14 protein-coding genes are annotated in these 15934 nt (G+C 65.5%); 5 read left to right on the forward strand and 9 right to left on the reverse strand.

The features are described 5' to 3' along the window. Window positions 1–157: 157 nt before the first annotated feature. Together WS51_RS29360 and proP are read left to right on the forward strand one after the other, a co-directional pair. Window positions 158–1225: a porin gene (locus tag WS51_RS29360; protein WP_059505756.1), complete on the forward strand. Its 1068-nt coding sequence runs from the start codon at window positions 158–160 to the stop codon at window positions 1223–1225. A 487-nt stretch (window positions 1226–1712) separates the two neighbouring features. Further along, entirely contained in the window at window positions 1713–3182 is a 1470-nt protein-coding gene (gene proP / locus WS51_RS29365) for a glycine betaine/L-proline transporter ProP (protein ID WP_069230288.1), read from the forward strand. A gap of 92 nt (window positions 3183–3274) precedes the next feature. On the opposite strand, the gene WS51_RS29370 is transcribed toward proP, so the two are convergent. The 4 genes from WS51_RS29370 to WS51_RS29385 form a co-directional block, all read right to left on the reverse strand. Further along, window positions 3275–4099: an alpha/beta fold hydrolase gene (locus tag WS51_RS29370; protein ID WP_059505905.1), complete on the reverse strand. Its 825-nt coding sequence runs from the start codon at window positions 4097–4099 to the stop codon at window positions 3275–3277. A 359-nt stretch (window positions 4100–4458) separates the two neighbouring features. Beyond that, entirely contained in the window at window positions 4459–5811 is a 1353-nt protein-coding gene (locus tag WS51_RS29375) for a TRAP transporter large permease (RefSeq protein WP_059449222.1), read from the reverse strand. 4 nt (window positions 5812–5815) lie between these two features. Continuing rightward, entirely contained in the window at window positions 5816–6394 is a 579-nt protein-coding gene (locus tag WS51_RS29380; protein WP_059541567.1) for a TRAP transporter small permease, read from the reverse strand. Further along, on the reverse strand, window positions 6391–7377 hold the full coding sequence (locus WS51_RS29385; protein WP_059505762.1) for a TRAP transporter substrate-binding protein: 987 nt from the start codon (window positions 7375–7377) through the stop codon (window positions 6391–6393). The genes WS51_RS29380 and WS51_RS29385 overlap by 4 nt, the downstream gene beginning before the upstream one ends. Before the next feature lie 668 nt (window positions 7378–8045). Here WS51_RS29385 and WS51_RS29390 point away from each other — a divergent pair. Further along, window positions 8046–8240, forward strand: coding sequence for a hypothetical protein (locus WS51_RS29390; RefSeq protein WP_059505907.1), 195 nt, complete (start codon window positions 8046–8048; stop codon window positions 8238–8240). 127 nt (window positions 8241–8367) lie between these two features. On the opposite strand, the gene WS51_RS29395 is transcribed toward WS51_RS29390, so the two are convergent. Continuing rightward, window positions 8368–9048: a GntR family transcriptional regulator gene (locus WS51_RS29395; RefSeq protein ID WP_059505764.1), complete on the reverse strand. Its 681-nt coding sequence runs from the start codon at window positions 9046–9048 to the stop codon at window positions 8368–8370. A gap of 396 nt (window positions 9049–9444) precedes the next feature. Continuing rightward, entirely contained in the window at window positions 9445–9828 is a 384-nt protein-coding gene (locus WS51_RS29400; protein WP_059505767.1) for a hypothetical protein, read from the reverse strand. 307 nt (window positions 9829–10135) lie between these two features. On the opposite strand from WS51_RS29400, the gene WS51_RS29405 reads away from it, so the two are divergent. Further along, the gene (locus WS51_RS29405; protein WP_059449227.1) at window positions 10136–11056 is read left to right on the forward strand and encodes a recombination-associated protein RdgC; all 921 of its coding nucleotides are present in this window, start codon (window positions 10136–10138) and stop codon (window positions 11054–11056) included. Window positions 11057–11441: 385 nt separating this feature from the next. Here the strand turns inward: WS51_RS29405 and abaF are convergent, their stop codons facing one another. Then, on the reverse strand, window positions 11442–12821 hold the full coding sequence (abaF, locus tag WS51_RS29410; protein WP_069230289.1) for a fosfomycin efflux MFS transporter AbaF: 1380 nt from the start codon (window positions 12819–12821) through the stop codon (window positions 11442–11444). Window positions 12822–13408: 587 nt separating this feature from the next. On the opposite strand from abaF, the gene WS51_RS29415 reads away from it, so the two are divergent. Beyond that, a complete protein-coding gene (locus WS51_RS29415; RefSeq protein ID WP_059505771.1) occupies window positions 13409–14350 on the forward strand; it encodes a dihydrodipicolinate synthase family protein in 942 nt (313 codons plus the stop codon). Window positions 14351–14495: 145 nt separating this feature from the next. Here the strand turns inward: WS51_RS29415 and WS51_RS29420 are convergent, their stop codons facing one another. Continuing rightward, a complete protein-coding gene (locus WS51_RS29420) occupies window positions 14496–14750 on the reverse strand; it encodes a hypothetical protein (protein ID WP_059449230.1) in 255 nt (84 codons plus the stop codon). 444 nt (window positions 14751–15194) lie between these two features. Next, entirely contained in the window at window positions 15195–15893 is a 699-nt protein-coding gene (locus WS51_RS29425; RefSeq protein ID WP_060259235.1) for a TetR/AcrR family transcriptional regulator, read from the reverse strand. Between the last annotated feature and the right edge of the window lie 41 nt (window positions 15894–15934).

Below are 15934 nucleotides of genomic sequence, written 5' to 3' on the forward strand. Positions count from 1 at the left end.
CACGAACGCGTCGCACGCGGCCGACACCCGGCCACGCACGTGCGTTTCGCCGCGCCCCACCCTGCGTATGCGGCCCGCGCGCCGGACACCGCTTCGCGGACGTCCGCCGCATCCCCCCGTTCAATGCATCGACGTACAACAACACTGGAGACACTCAATGAAAAGCAGAATCGTGATCGGTTGCGCCGCGCTGGCGGGCGCCGTAGTTAGCGGTGGCGCGTTCGCGCAAAGCAGCGTGACGCTGTACGGCAATCTCGACGCCGCGTTGCTGTATACGAGCAAGACGCTCGACGCAGCCACTGGCACGAACGCCGGCCATCAGTTCGCGATGACCGACACCGGCATGACGCCGACGACGTTCGGGATGACCGGCACCGAGGACCTCGGTGGCGGCCTCAAGGCGAAATTCCAGCTCGAAAGCGGCTTTGCCGTCACCAACGGCGCGTTCGCCCATTCGAACGGCAACTTCTTCGGCCGCCAGGCGTGGGTCGGCCTCGACGGCGGCTTCGGCACGGTCAAGGCGGGCGTGCAGTATTCGCCATTCCTGCTCGCGATCTTCGATTCGGATCCACGCAGCTTCTCGCACTTCGGCAGCGGGCTGATCAATTACGTCGACAACGTGCTGGTGACGGGCCTGTTCAACCCGAACGCAGTGTCGTATACAAGCCCGACGATCGCCGGCCTCACCGGCAGCGCGATGTTCGCGTTCGGCGGCAAGGCCGGCGACTTCCAGGCCGGCCGCCAGTATTCGGCGAGCCTCAAGTACGAACATGAGGGCTTCATGATCGACGCCGCGTTCTACGACGGCAACGACGGCACCAATCCGACGCCGACGCCCAGCACCGTCGCCTTCGTCGGCCGCACGATCGGCGCCGCGTACCGGTTCGGTCCCGTCACCGCGAAGGCGTCGTTCACGAGCTACAAGGTCGGTGGATCGTTCAGCAACAACGTGTATGGCGGCGGGCTCGACTACCAGGCGACGCCGGCCGTCGACCTGAACGGCGGCGTCTGGTTCACCAGCGATCGCAACGACACGGCCAATCACTCGCTGCTCGCGGCCGTCGGCACGACCTACAGCCTGTCGAAGGCGACCGCGCTGTACGCGCAGGTCGCGATGGTCAACAACCACGGTACGATGAACACCGGGCTCGGGATCAACAACGCGCTTTATGCGGTCACCGGCACGACCGTCGCCGCGAACGTCGGGATCCGTCACATGTTCTGACGCACCGGTGGCGATCCCGATGCCGGATCGCCACCTCCTTGCATTCGAACTCCGAATTATTCTGCGCCGGCTTCGCTACGCAAAGACCCGTTCCGATTCGGCGCGATCGCCGCCGCGCACGAATCGGTTCCCGACGCATCGGCCATCCCGCGTCCGCATGAGCCGCGACGTGCCGCATGCATACTCGCGGCAAAATCGGCGACCGGTATAGACCACCATGGGCGCAACCCGGACCGCCAAGTGCCGAACCGCCTGTTACCCGGCGTTGGCCGGCGACGCCATCCGTGTCGTTTACGACCGGTTTCCGGGCGCATGACCGATAGTCCGCGTCTTCCGTTTCTCTACACTGCTTCACACCAGCACATACCGGCCGGATGTCGCATGACACGTCGCATCACCGACATCACGGCGATCCCGAGAAAACCGCCTTCGTCCCCGACGGTTCCGCATCCGCCCGGCCAGCCGAAGGCCCCTCCAGGAGCGTTCATTGAGTTCATCGCAAGCGCACCCCGCGAAAGCCCGGTCTTCGCGCAAGGCCCTCAAGCTGGACGACATCACGATCGTCGACCCTGCCGTCCTGAAGCGTGCGGTCGGAGCCATGGCGTTCGGCAATGCGATGGAGTGGTTCGACTTCGGCGTGTACAGCTACATCGCCGTCACGCTCGGCAAGGTGTTCTTCCCGTCCAGCAGCCCGTCCGCGCAGCTGCTCGCGACCTTCGGCACGTTCGCCGCCGCCTTCCTCGTGCGCCCGCTCGGCGGCATGGTGTTCGGCCCGCTCGGCGATCGCATCGGCCGCCAGCGCGTGCTCGCCGCCACCATGATCATGATGGCCGTCGGCACCTTCGCGATCGGCCTGATCCCCAGCTACGCGTCGATCGGCATCATGGCTCCCGTGCTGCTGCTCGTCGCCCGCCTCGTGCAGGGCTTCTCCACCGGCGGCGAATACGGCGGTGCCGCCACCTTCATCGCCGAGTTCTCCACCGACAAGCGCCGCGGCTTCATGGGCAGCTTCCTCGAGTTCGGCACGCTGATCGGCTACACGCTCGGCGCGGCCACCGTCGCGATATTGACGGCGACGCTGTCGCAGGACGCCCTGCTGTCGTGGGGATGGCGCGTGCCGTTCTTCATCGCCGGTCCGCTGGGCCTCGTCGGCTTGTACGTGCGGCTCAAGCTCGAAGAGACGCCGGCGTTCAAGAAGGAAGCCGAAGCGCGTGAAGCAGACGAGCGCAGCCGCCCGAAGCAGTCGTTCGGCACGCTGCTGGTCGAGCAATGGCGGCCGCTGCTCCAGTGTGTCGGTCTCGTGCTGATCTTCAACGTGACCGATTACATGGCGCTGTCGTATCTGCCGAACTACCTGTCGGCGACGCTGCATTTCAATGAAACGCACGGCCTGTTCATGGTGCTGCTCGTGATGGTGCTGATGATGCCGATGACGCTTTACGCGGGGCATCTGTCGGACCGGCTCGGCCGCAAGCCGGTGATGATGTTCGGCTGTGTCGGCCTGCTCGTGCTGTCGGTGCCCGCGCTGCTGCTGATCCGCACCGGCGGGATGCTGCCGGTATTCGGCGGGATGCTGATCTACGGCACGCTGCTGTCGACCTTCACCGGCGTGATGCCGTCGGCGCTGCCCGCGCTGTTCCCCACGCGAATCCGCTACGGCGCGCTCGCGATCGGCTTCAACGTGTCGGTGTCGCTGTTCGGCGGCACGACGCCGCTCGTCACCGCGTGGCTGGTCGATCGCACCGGCGACCTGATGATGCCGGCCTACTACCTGATGGGTGCGTCGTTCATCGGCATCGTGTCGGTACTCGCGCTGCGCGAAACCGCGCGCCGGCCGCTACCCGGCTCCGCGCCGTGTGTCGCGAGCCGTGCGGAAGCGCAGAACCTGATTCGCCGTGGCGTCGACGAAGGGCGCGTGCGCGAACGCAAGTTCACGCCGATCGGCGAACGCGCGTAATCCGGTAAGGCGGTGCTGCAGTAGCAGTAAGCAAGCCGTTGCGTCGTCACGCGACGCCGGACAGCACCCGCCGCCGGCATTGCGCGCGGTGTTTAGTCCGCCGTGAGCTGCTGTTCGTCGAACCAGTCGAGCAGCATCCGCGTAACGAAAGCGGGATTCTCGAGATTCGAGATGTGTCCGGCGTCAGGCACCAGCGCGTGGCGGCAGCCGATCACGCTGGCCATCTTCGCCGTCTCGGACGGCGGACGCGCCATGTCGCCCGCGCCGCACATCAGCAGCGTGCGCCCGGCATCCAGTTCGGCGAGCTCGGCGAGCGTATCCGGCCGCCCGAAGATCAACCGGCCAAGCGGGACGATCGACTGCCGCAGCCGATCGGCCGGCAGGTTTGCGAGCGCGGCGCGAAAGGCAGTCGGCACCGGGCCCGCGAGATTCACGTTCGGCTGGAAAAACAGCGGCACGATCGCATCGAGCAGCGGCGGCGCGATGCAACCGGCGGCGGCGATCGCATCGAGCATCCCGAAGTAGCGCAATCGCGTCGCGTCGGGTTCGGACTCCAGCGACGCATCCATCAACACGAGCGAGCGCACGCGCTGCGGTTCGCGCAGCGCGAGCCGCGCGCCCCACATCCCGCCGACGCTCAGCCCGACGATCGCGCAGCGTTCGATCTCCAGCGCATCGAGCAACGCGCTCGCGTGCGCGGCGAGGTCGTCGAGCGTCTGGCTGCCATCCGGCAGCGGGCCCGATTCGCCATGGCCCCACAGATCCGGCACGATCACGCGATAGCGGCTCGATAACGCGTCGATCTGCGGCGCCCACATTGCGGAGTCCCACAGATAGCTGTGGCCGAGGAGCACCGGAAAGCCGGTGCCGTGATCCTGGTAATGCAGTGTGCTGCCATTAACGATGTGTGCGGGCATGTCGTCTCCGGATGTCAATGCGATCGGCGGCGGCCCAAAAAGCGGGCATCGCGATGCGCGGCGTTCTGCGACGAACGCGAAGCGGCGAATCATCGCACAAGTTGCCGCCGTTGCGTGTGACACCCGTCTCGCACTGACGCCGCGCGACCGCAACGACGTCGAGCTCCGGCACGTCGCGGCCATGGTTGTTCGAGACGGACGTTCGACGTCGTTGCGTGCGCCAGCAACGCGGCGGCCGCGACGGCGCGCCATGCTGCATTCACGTCGATGTGAATGTTCCGTGCACGAAACGACAGTTGACGTGACGACGGCGCGGGACAACCTCGGTCGTCCCGCGCCGCGACGAGCGAAACGTGCGCTCAGAACACCGCGTGCCCGCTGATGAGGCTCGGCAGCCAGGTGGAGAAAAACGGCATGTACGTGACGATGTTGATCGCACTGAAGATCGCGAGGTAATACGGCCACGCCATCTTCGTCGTCTCGCCGATCGACACGTTGCCGATCGCGCAGCCGACGAACTGCACCGAGCCGATCGGCGGATGGACGAGGCCGAGCGAGCAGTTCAGCAGCAGCATGATCCCGAACTGCACCGGCCCGACGCCGCACGCCATCGCGATCGGCAGGAACAACGGCGTCGTGATCAGGATGTGCGCGGCCATGTCGACGAACGTGCCGAGGAACACCTGGATGATGTTGATGTACAGCAGCATCAGCCACGGAGCCGCGGTCGACTGCTTCAGCAGCCCCTCGATCGCATCCGGGATCTCCAGGTACGACATCTGGAAGCGCAGCATGTTCGACACGGCGATCAGCAGCAGCACGACGCCCGTCGTGCGCGCCGCATGCGACAGCGCGCGGCGCAGCTTCTCGACGGTCAGCGTGCGGTACACGATCGCGGTCAGCACGAGCGAGTAAACGACGGCGATCGCGGCCGCTTCGGTTGCAGTGGCGATCCCCTTCGCGACGCACACGAGGATGATCGCGATCACCATCAGGCCCGGCACCGCACCGACGAAGCTGCGCAGCACCGCATACCAGCCCGGGAACGCCGGCAGCGCGGACGAACCGTCTTCACGGCGCGGATAGCCGTGACGCACGGCTTGCCAGTATGCGGCGGCGAGCACGAAGCCCATCACCCAGAGCACCGGCAGCAGCCCGGAGAACAGCAGGTCGCCGATCGACACGCCACTCACCTGCTGGCCGTGCAGCATGCCGGTGATGCCCTGCGCGGCGAACGCGTAGATGATCATGTTGGTCGACGTCGGCATCAGCGCGCCGGCGAGCGACGCGTGGGTCGTCACGTTGACCGCGTACGCCGCGCTGTAGCCTTCGCGCTTCATCAGCGGGATCACGACGCCGCCCATCGCGGACGTATCGGCCGTGGGCGAACCAGACACGCCGCCGAACAACGTGCACGCAACGACGTTGGCCATCCCGAGGCCGCCGCGGAAGTGACCGACGGTCGCCTGCGCGAAACGCAGGATCCGGTCCGCGATGCCGCCGTGCAGCATCAGCTCGCCGGAGAAGATGAAGAACGGCACCGCGAGGAACGAGAATGCGTTCATCCCCGAGATCATCGACTGCATCGCGGTTGCGATCGGCAGCCCTTCGACCATGTAGGTCAGCACGCAGGCGATCCCGAGCGCGAACGAAACGGGCACGCCGAGCACGAGGAAAATCAGAAAACTGACGGACAGAATCGCGAGTTCCATGGCGTTATTGGCCCGACGAAGAACGACGAAGCGCGAGCAGGTGCTCGAGCGAGAAGAGGATGATGGCGATCGCCGCCGGAATCGTGATCAGGTAGCGCACGCCTTCGGGCAGCCCGATGATCGGAATGCGGTCGCCCATCGTCTCCGCGGCCATGCTGCCGCAACCGACCATGATCGCGATCGCGAACGCGATCAGGCTCGCGTGCTGAATCGCGATCACCACGGTGCGCGCACCCGGCGACAGGCGCCGCACGAGCGAGTCGAGACCGATGTGGCCGCCGTCGCGCACCTTCATCGCCGCGCCGAACATCGCGATCACGATCACCAGAAGCAGCGCGATCGGCTCGACGAAATCGGGCGCGTTCTCGAACACGTAACGCATCACGACCGCGTAGAACACGAGCACGGTGAGCGCCGCGAGACACAGCGACGCGACCACGGCCAGCGCGCGAAACAGCAAGTCGTTCACGCAACGCAGGAGCGGCGCGGCCGCGCGCGGCCGGCACGGTGCCGCGCCATCGTCGGCAGCCGCATCCGGCGCGCCCACGGCCGCCGCGCCGTTCAGGGAAGTGCGACGGGTCACTTGGTGGCCTCGATCTCGTCGACGATCTGCTTCATCTGCGGCGTCTTCTCGTACTTGGCCCACAGCGGCTGCATCGCCTTCACGAACGCCGCGCGATCGATTTGCGCGGCCGGCAAGATCTTCGCGCCGCCCTTGGTCACGGCCTGCTGCGCCGATGCCTCGCGCGCGGTCCACAGTTTCTGGTAGTACGGCACCGAATCGGCCGCGGCCTTCCTGATCGCGGCCTGTTCCTGCGGCGACAGCGTGTCCCAGATCTTCTTCGAGAACACCAGCACTTCAGGCGTCATCGCGTGCTGCGTCTCCGAGTAGTCGGGCGCTACCTCGAAGTGCTTGGTTTCCTCGTAGGACGGCAGGTTGTTTTCCGCTGCGTCGACGAGGCCCGTCTTCAGGCCCGTGTAGACCTCGGCGAACGGCATCGGCGTCGGCGTGCCGCCCATCGCCTTGATCTCGTCGACCATCAGGTCGGACGGTTGCACACGCACCTTCAGCCCTTTCATGTCGGCCGGCGTGCGCACCGGGCGCTTCGCGTAGATCGACCGGGCGCCGCTCTCGTAGAACGTCAGCGCGATCATTCCCTTCGCCGCGAATGCGTCGAGGATCTTCTGGCCGGCCGGACCATACATCGCCTTGCGGAAATGGTCGACGTCGCGGAACAGGAACGGAAACGACGGAATCAGCGACTCCGGCACGATCTCGTTGAACGACGCGCCGTTCACGCGCGCCATGTCGATCGCGCCGATCCGCACCTGGTCGACCGTGTCCTTCTCGGAGCCGAGCGCACTGTTGCCGAACACCTTGATCGAATCCTTGCCGCCCGTCAGCTTCGACAGCTCGTCGCCCATGTACTTGACCGCCATGTTGGTCGGGAAGCTGTCGCCGTGCACGTCCGCCGAGCGGAACACGCGGGCCTGCGCGGACACCGCGAAGCCGGCCATCAGCGCGACGGCCAGTGCGGTACGGGAGCGGGTGAATCGGTGCTTCATCGTCAGTCTCCTTTGGTTTGCTCGTTGTTTGGCGGCGATTCGGTCGGCGTCCGCATGCGTCGGTGCGCGCCCCGTGACCGCAGTCATACGTTGTATGACGTGTCGGAGCGAATGTACGTCGGTTAATCGTTTAACTCACTTGGTGCATACCCGTATAAGTCCGACTGCATCGGGTTAAGGGCTGGTCAAGGAGGAAAACCCTCTTGTTTGTGTGAGTTCTCGGCGAAACGTTTTCCGGAGAACCGCGTGCATTTGAATCGGCAAGCCGGATGCTTCGTTTTCCCGATGCCTACCGTCGACTTTCGTTTCAATTTCCATTGTGATCTGACGACTGATCACATGGTGCCACGACCTGCAACGCCACAAGCCGATGCCGGCCCGACCGCATGCGCCGTGCGACCGCGCCCGCGCCCGCGCCCGCGCGGCGCGCTCCGCGCCATCCGCGCCGGAAGCCAGCGCCACCTTTTTTCACCGGCACGAACTTGCTGGATTAGTCCGCGATTGGCGACGCCGCACCGGCCGCCACACGAGGCACCGCGTCCTGGTGGGCGGTGCGCCTGCCGTTGCGCACTTCCGGCATGCGGATCGGCGCCTGCACGCGTGCGGGCGCCACGGGCACGCGCGATGCGTGCTCGCGGCGAGGTCCGAAACGCGAAAGGAGATACGAGATGCAGACGACCAGAACGTCGGCGGGGCCGAATCAGGACACGCCGCTGAATCCGGGTGACGAAGGGCCGCCCGATGCGCCCGGCGTGGGCGAAGACGTGTGCAGCGTGTGCCGCGGCACGGGCATGATCGAAGGCCAGCCGTGCACGGTGTGCGGCGGCACGGGCAAGGTGCTGCAGGGAATCGGCGGCGGATAGCCGAAGCACCCAGGTGCTGGCCGGTTGCCGCGATGCGCAGGCGGGCAGCACCCCGCAGCATGCAACCGCCCTTCGGCCCCCGAACTACTGCAACGTGAAGTGGGCAACGTCCGGGACGGACACGCGCTCAACGGCCGAGGCGCCGATCCCGAAGGAAAGCGTTCAACTCGCCGCCCGCATGCTCGATATGTCGCTTGAGCAGCGCTGCCGCCGCGCGCGCATCGCCCTTGCGGCACAACGCGACCAGTTCGGCGTGTTCGGATTCGGCCACGTCGCGCGCAGCCTCGGACAGCGACAACTGCACGCGCGTGTAGCGGTCGGTCTGCTGCAGCAGTGACGCGACGATCGCCGCCGTCTTCGGCTGGTCGGCACGCGACAGCAGCAGATGATGCAGTTCGGTGTTCAGTTCCCCCCAGCGCCCGGACTGGCTGGCATGCAGCACCTTGCTGTATTCCTCGAGGATCGCATCGAGCCTGGCGAAATCCTCGGCGGTGAGCTTCGGAATCGACTTCTTCAGCAGGACGGGCTCCAGTAGCGCGCGCAGTTCGAACAGTTCCGTGATGTCTTCCGGGGACAGTTCCGAGACGATGGCGCCCTTGTGGGGCAGGATCTTGACGAGCCCTTCGCTCTCGAGCTGCACGAGCGCTTCGCGCAGCGGGATCCGGCTGATGCCGAGCTCGGTGGCCAGCGCGTCCTGGCGAAGCTGGTAGCCGTCGACATACTCCCCTGTCAGGATGCGGCGGCGCAATTCGTTCGCTGCGGCTTCGGCGCGCGTGGCGTAGACAAGAGCAGGGCGTTTCTCGTTCATGTTGCGGTTCGGAGGGGGAAGGCGGTCAGGCAAGTGCCGGCGCGGCGACGGATATTGCATACTTTCTACAATATTAGCAGAGCACCCGTGCCGCCGAAGGGCCGTCGTGAGGCCGCCGCCGCATGGTGGTTCACGTCGCCGCGCCGCTCGTTCTGATGCGCCGAAGGCGCTTCACGGATGTGCGCGGACGTCGCTTCCCGGCCCGCCACCGGAGGTCGGTCCTTACCACTAGCAACGACAAATATCGGAGCCCAACGATTACTCGTTCGCACGATCCGAAAGCGCGCCGGCGATTGACCGATCAGTCGCAGCAACGGCAAGCGCGATGCACCGCCCGCCCCAAGTCAACGCCTGTCCCGCAGTTGGCGCGACTCGAGACACGATGGCAAGCAGCGGTCAGAGATCTCCGCGCACCTCACCGGTTCCAAGCGCGCTCCGCTGCCGATTGACTTCCGCCCACAGCTCATCGCTGTCGTCGTTGCGCAGCAGGATCATGATGTCCAGTTGTTCGTCGGACACGCCGAAGTACTGCAAGATTTCGCGGCGAACCGCATCGACGAACTCCGCGTACTCCGGAGTTGCCTGAGCCTGCGCGTGCAGCGCATCGTATGCTGCATCGTCCGCGCCGCCGCCGTGCTCGTCGATGTAGCGCGAGATCCATTGGTCGCGTTCGTGGTCGTAATCGGCCTCGGCGCGCATCGCCTGCACAGCCGTGTAGAAATCCAATTGGGCAAACGCGGCGATCGCCGCCGTCGTCGCCTCGTCGAAGCTAGTCGTCATTCCATCTCTCATGTTGGTCATCGCACATCATCGCACGGGTCGCACCGGACAGGTGCCGCGAATTCGCAAGGTGCAACGCGCCGCCGGACACCGACGTTCGGCGCGTGCAGCCACGCGCTCGTTCAACGGCCGTAGCGGCGCCCCGAGCGTCTGTCCTGCAAGTGTGCCAACGCGTCGCGGTCGATGGTAATGACCGTTCAGCGGGCGAAGCCGACGTCCGGGCGCCCACGCAACCATCGAATCGATCGGCGCTCCCGACCGGTATGCGTCACCGTCATATAGAATGATGCGCTTTGCCCGCACGCCTATGTGGTTCAAGAATCTTCAGCTTCATCGTCTTCCGGCACCGTGGGCCGTCACCGCCGACCAGATGGAAGAATGGCTGGCGCCCCACGCGTTTCAGCCGGGCACCAGCATCGAAATGCAGCGCGTCGGATGGGCGTCGCCGCGTGACGACGGCGCGCTCGTGTATTCGATCAACCGGCAGATGCTGCTGACGTTTCGTGCCGAAAAGAAGCTGCTCCCGGCGTCGGTCGTCAATCAGGTGACCAAGGCCCGGGCGCTCGAAATCGAGGAGCAGCAGGGCTTCAAGGTGGGTCGAAAACAGCTGCGCGAACTCAAGGAGCAGGTTACCGACGAACTGCTGCCGCGCGCGTTCACCATTCGCCGCGATACCCGCGTGTGGATCGATACGGTGAACGGCTGGCTGGTCATCGATGCAGCAGCACAGGCTCTCGCCGACGACGTTCGCGGGCTGCTCGTCAAATCGATCGATCAATTGCCGCTCGCCGGCGTTCAGGTGGCACATTCGCCGGTTGCCGCGATGACGGATTGGCTGCTGTCCGGCGACGCGCCGGGCGGATTCACCGTCGACCAGGACGCCGAGTTGCGCTCGAGCGGCGAAGGCGGTGCCACGGTGCGATACGTCGGCCACGCGCTCGAAGCGGACGACATGCGCCGGCACATCGAGGCCGGTAAACAGTGCATGCGCCTCGCGATGACTTGGAACGACCGCATTTCCTTCGTGCTGACGCCGTCGCTGACGATCAAGCGCGTCACGCCGCTCGACGTGATCAAGGAAGCGACGGATCCCACCGCGCAGAACGACGACGAACGCTTCGATTCGGACGTTACATTGATGACGGGTGAATTGGGGCGGATGTTGACCGATCTCGTCGATATCCTCGGTGGCGATCGGAACGACGCGATTCAGCAGGCGGCGGCCTGAGCCGCGACTGCAGCCGACGATCATCACCGGGCGGCGGCGAGGCTTTGCGCTGACGCGGCGTGTCGGGCAGGACCATCGCCGCTCCGGCAGGCTCGCGGGCGCACCGGCGGTTACATAGGATCCCGATTCAATTCCCGAAAGCTGCCGCGATCGTCAAGCCGGGCGAGCAATTCGCACAAGACGCGTGTGATATGCGCTCGTCGGGGTCGGCAGCGATCGATGAGAATCGGACCGGTTTCCAGCGATTTCCGGATTCGGTCGCCTGATCCTTCATGTCCGAACACCGGCCGTCTTCCCTGCTCTTCCCCGACAATCCGCGACGTACCGGAAAAAGCCGCCCTCGCGGGCGGCTTCCGTGCGTTCAATCACGCTTCGGCCGCATGCCTCACGCGCGAGTCCGCCGATTCGCCTCGGCATCGACTTCGCGCAGCGATTTGCCGCGCGTTTCCTTCGCGACGCCCACGCACACGATCGAGATCGCCGCCGCCGCGACCAGGTACAGCGCGATCGGCGTCGACGAATGATAGCGCTCGAGCAGCGTCAGACCGATCAACGGCGCGAGCGAGCCGGCCATCAACGGCGCGACCTGATAGCAGAGTGATAACGCGGTATAGCGCACGTTGGTCGGGAACATCTCGGTCATCAGCGCCGAATACGGCGAGTAGGTCATCGATTCGATGAACAGGCCCAGCACGATCGCGGCCATGATGATCCAGTCGTTGCCCGTATCCATCATCGGGAACGCGACGAAGCCCCAGCCGGCAGTCAGCATCGCGCCGGTCAGGTACACGGGCTTGCGCCCGACGAGGTCCGACATCAGGCCCATCAGCGGGATGAAGAAGAAGTGGATCGCGTTGGCGGCGAACATCAGCTTCAGGATCCGCGTGGTATCGAAGCCCACGACCAGCTTCAGGTACGTCAACGAGAACGTGACGACCATGTAGTACAGGATGTTTTCGGCAAAGCGCGCGCCGATGCCGATCAGCACCTGCCGCCAGTGGTACTTCAGCACGTGCCCGACGCCGAGCTGCTTTTCCTGCGTGCGTGCGCGGCGCGCCTGCGCCTCCTTGAAGATCGGCGCATCGTCGACCTTGCGGCGAATCCAGAAACCGATCAGCACGACCACCGCCGAGAACCAGAACGCCGCGCGCCAGCCCCAGGACAGGAAGTCCGCCTCGGACAGCGAGCTCGACAGCACCAGCAGGATGATGGTCGCGACCAGGTTGCCGGCCGGCACACCGGCTTGCGGCCAGCTGGCCCAGTAGCCACGGCGGTTGTCCGGGCTGTGCTCGCTGACCAGCAGGATCGCACCGCCCCATTCGCCGCCGAACGCGAAGCCCTGGATCAGGCGCAGCGATACCAGCAGCACCGGCGCCCAGTAGCCGATCGCATCGAAAGTCGGCAGGCAGCCCATCAGGAACGTCGTGATGCCGACCACGATCAGGCTGACCTGCAGCAGATACTTGCGGCCGAACTTGTCGCCGTAGTAGCCGAACACCAGCCCGCCGATCGGCCGCGCGGCGAATCCCACCGCATAGAGCGCGAACGCCGCGAGCAGGCCGTCGATCGGGTTGCCCGTCTTCTTGAAGAAGTGCGTGCCGAACACCAGCGCCGACGCCGTTCCATACAGGAAAAACTCGTACCACTCCGCCACCGACCCGACCATCGACGCCGCGACGACCCGCTTCAATTCCCGTTTCGACGCCGTATCCTGCACGGCCCCGGCAGTACCAGGCGAGACTGCCTCGCCGACCTGACTTGTCATCTCCGTATCTCCTCTCGTTGTCTTCCAGTTCCCTTGACGGGCCGGTTCGCGAGTAAGCTCGCCGACAGATTTTATACAATATCCAATACACAATCCACGCAATCTCAAAAATGCTTTCGGTGGAAATGCGACGCGTCGGCGTAGAGCGTTTGGTCGTTCCGGGAGCCAGTGGAGAAGGGATTGCAGTCAGATGAAAGCGCGACTGGACGGGCTTTGCGCGACGGCAGTCGGGCGCCGCGGGCCATCGTGGCGGGCCTCGACCCGCATCGCGCCGAATTCGCCGCGATCATTCGCGATCGTCGCCGGAGGCTGTCGCGACGCAGCTCGCCGACCTCCGGATGCCCCGTGCCGACGACCCTCGTCACGCCCTTTTTATTTTATATTGTATAAAATATGCGAACTCGCTAGAATGCACTCGTCGATGGCTGACTCTCGGGCGAAACCGGAGGCAACGTTTCGGCACCGAGGCAAACGAGAGGTGGCCAGCCGCCGCCCGCTCACGTGAAGCACCGACGTGACGGCGAGCACGCGTACCGCCCACGTTGCCAGCAATGGCAGTTGACCCTATCTGAATGTGAGGAAACGAGATGAGCGACAACATTTTTACCGGCACCATTCCGGCCCTGATGACGCCGTGCACCGCTGACCGTCAGCCGGATTTCGACGCGCTGGTGAAGAAGGGCAAGGAACTGGTGGCGCTCGGCATGCGCGCGGTGGTGTACTGCGGCTCGATGGGCGACTGGCCGTTGCTGACCGAAGCGCAGCGCCAGGAAGGCGTCGCACGCCTGGTCGAAGCCGGCGTCCCGACGATCGTCGGCACCGGCGCGGTGAACTCGAAGGAAGCCGTGTCGCACGCCGCGCATGCCGCGAAGGTCGGCGCGCACGGCCTGATGGTGATTCCGCGCGTGCTGTCGCGCGGCGCATCGCCGGCCGCACAGAAGGCACACTTCGCCGCGATCCTGAACGCCGCGCCGAACCTGCCGGCCGTGATCTACAACAGCCCGTACTACGGCTTCGCGACCCGCGCCGACCTGTTCTTCGAACTGCGTCGCCAGCACCCGAACCTGATCGGCTTCAAGGAATTCGGCGGTGCCGCCGACATGCGGTACGCAGCCGAGCACATCACGTCGCAGGACGACAGCGTGACGCTGATGGCCGGCGTCGACACGCAAGTCTTCCACGGCTTCGTGAACTGCGGCGCCGCGGGCGCGATCACCGGCATCGGCAACGCGCTGCCGCGCGAAGTGCTGCAACTGGTCGACCTGTGCAAGAAGGCCGCACAAGGCGATGCAGTCGCCCGTGCGCGCGCGAAGGAACTCGAAGCGGCGCTGGCCGTGCTGTCGTCGTTCGACGAAGGCTGCGATCTGGTCCTGTACTACAAGTACCTGATGGTGCTGAATGGCGACAAGGAATACACGCTGCACTTCAACGAAACCGACGTACTGAGCGACGCGCAACGCAACTACGCGGAAGCGCAGTACACGCTGTTCCGCAACTGGTACGCGAACTGGTCGAAGAGCATTGCGTAAGCGCATTCGCACGATGCCGCGCGGCGCGCGGCCGTGACGCAGCTGCGTGACTGAAAGGGAAAGCCACGGATTGCTCCGTGGCTTTTTCTCGTCTTCGCCCTGGCCCTCAGCGTGACCGGCATCGCCCCGCCGGGGCCAAGGCCCGTCACGGCTTCAGCGTCACCGGCCGTGACTCGATCCCGTCGATCTTCGCGAGCAGGCCGTTCCCGAATTCCGTCACGTGCCGCGGCATGCCGGGGATCGCCAGCAGCGCTTCGATGCGCCCGCGCCAGTAACTCGGACGGTTCACCCGCATCGCACAAGGCATCGCCGCGTCGCCGCGATCGGCATCGCTTTCCAGTAGCGCGACCATCCTCTCGATATGCGAGAGCTCGCGCTCCACATAGTCTCTCGTCAGCATCTGATCGGTACTCCCCGCAACACTGCGTCGGCCTGTCGTCATCGTCGCGTCGCCGCATGGTCTGTTCGCGGGACCCGTCGTATTCGCTGCCCGTCACGGTACGCACGCCGTGTGTCAGAACACCATCGATCCGCGCAATGATTTCGTTCATATCATCGGACCATTGCCGCGCCATCTTCGAAACGGCGCCGCCGTGCCGGCCGCATCCGCGCCGCGATCCTCGGTCGACAATCGTAGATACTCCCCGCCGCGCCGGCATCCCCAATATTGAGGATGCGGGCGGGAATCGATCGCATCGCATCCGCGCATGCAGCGCGTGCGGGAACCAGCGACTGGAAATGTCCAATGCGCGTTGACGATGTGCGGCCCGGCACCGTGCGCAGCAAGATCAACGCGGGGGCGAGATCGACGGGCACTGCTCTACCGCGCGCCGACCGAACCCTCTCAGCGGTGCCGGCCGCGCACGCTCTTGCCGGTCGGCGGTTCGCCCGCACTCATCCGGTCCAGTTGCCGGACGATCTCCGCGCGCAACTCCGCCGAAATTTCCACGCTGTCGAGTAGCTCGGAGATCCACAGCCCGTCGGCCGCGAGCCGGCAGATCATCAGCGTCGCCGCCTGTTCGAGCGGCACCGGGTCCGGTCGCGTCCACTCGCGCATCGGCACCGACCAGCGCGCACGTGTCTCCTGCTCGGTGATCATCGACGCGACCAGCACGCGCAGGACGTCGGTGCTCGCGGCCGGCTGCGCGGTGTCGAGCACGGCATGCAGATACGCGCGCGCCGCCGCACCGTTGCCGTGCGCATCGGCCGCCCGATGCGCGGCCATCTGCGATGCGAAACGCTCGGTCGCCTGCTCGAACAGTGCGTCGAGCAAGCCTTGCTTGTTCGCAAAGTGATACTGCAGCGCGCCTTTCGTCACGCCCGCGCGTTCGGCGACCGCGTCGAGCGTCAACGCGGCCACGCCGTGATGCGTCGCGATCTCGGACGCGGCTTCCAGCAACTGCGCGCGCACCTGTTCCGGCGCCTTTTTTCGTCGCACACCGGCGACAGGTGCGGCTTCGTGGGCTTCCGGTGCGCCTGCCGGTGTGGCAGCGTCGGCGGGCTTGGCGATGTCGCGCGAAGCGGATTCGGAGCGTTTTTTCATGGGGGCGATGTTAGCACTCGCGGTCTCGATGTAAACATTCC

Origin of the sequence: Burkholderia territorii, assembly GCF_001718335.1 — a bacterium.
GTDB lineage: Bacteria > Pseudomonadota > Gammaproteobacteria > Burkholderiales > Burkholderiaceae > Burkholderia > Burkholderia territorii.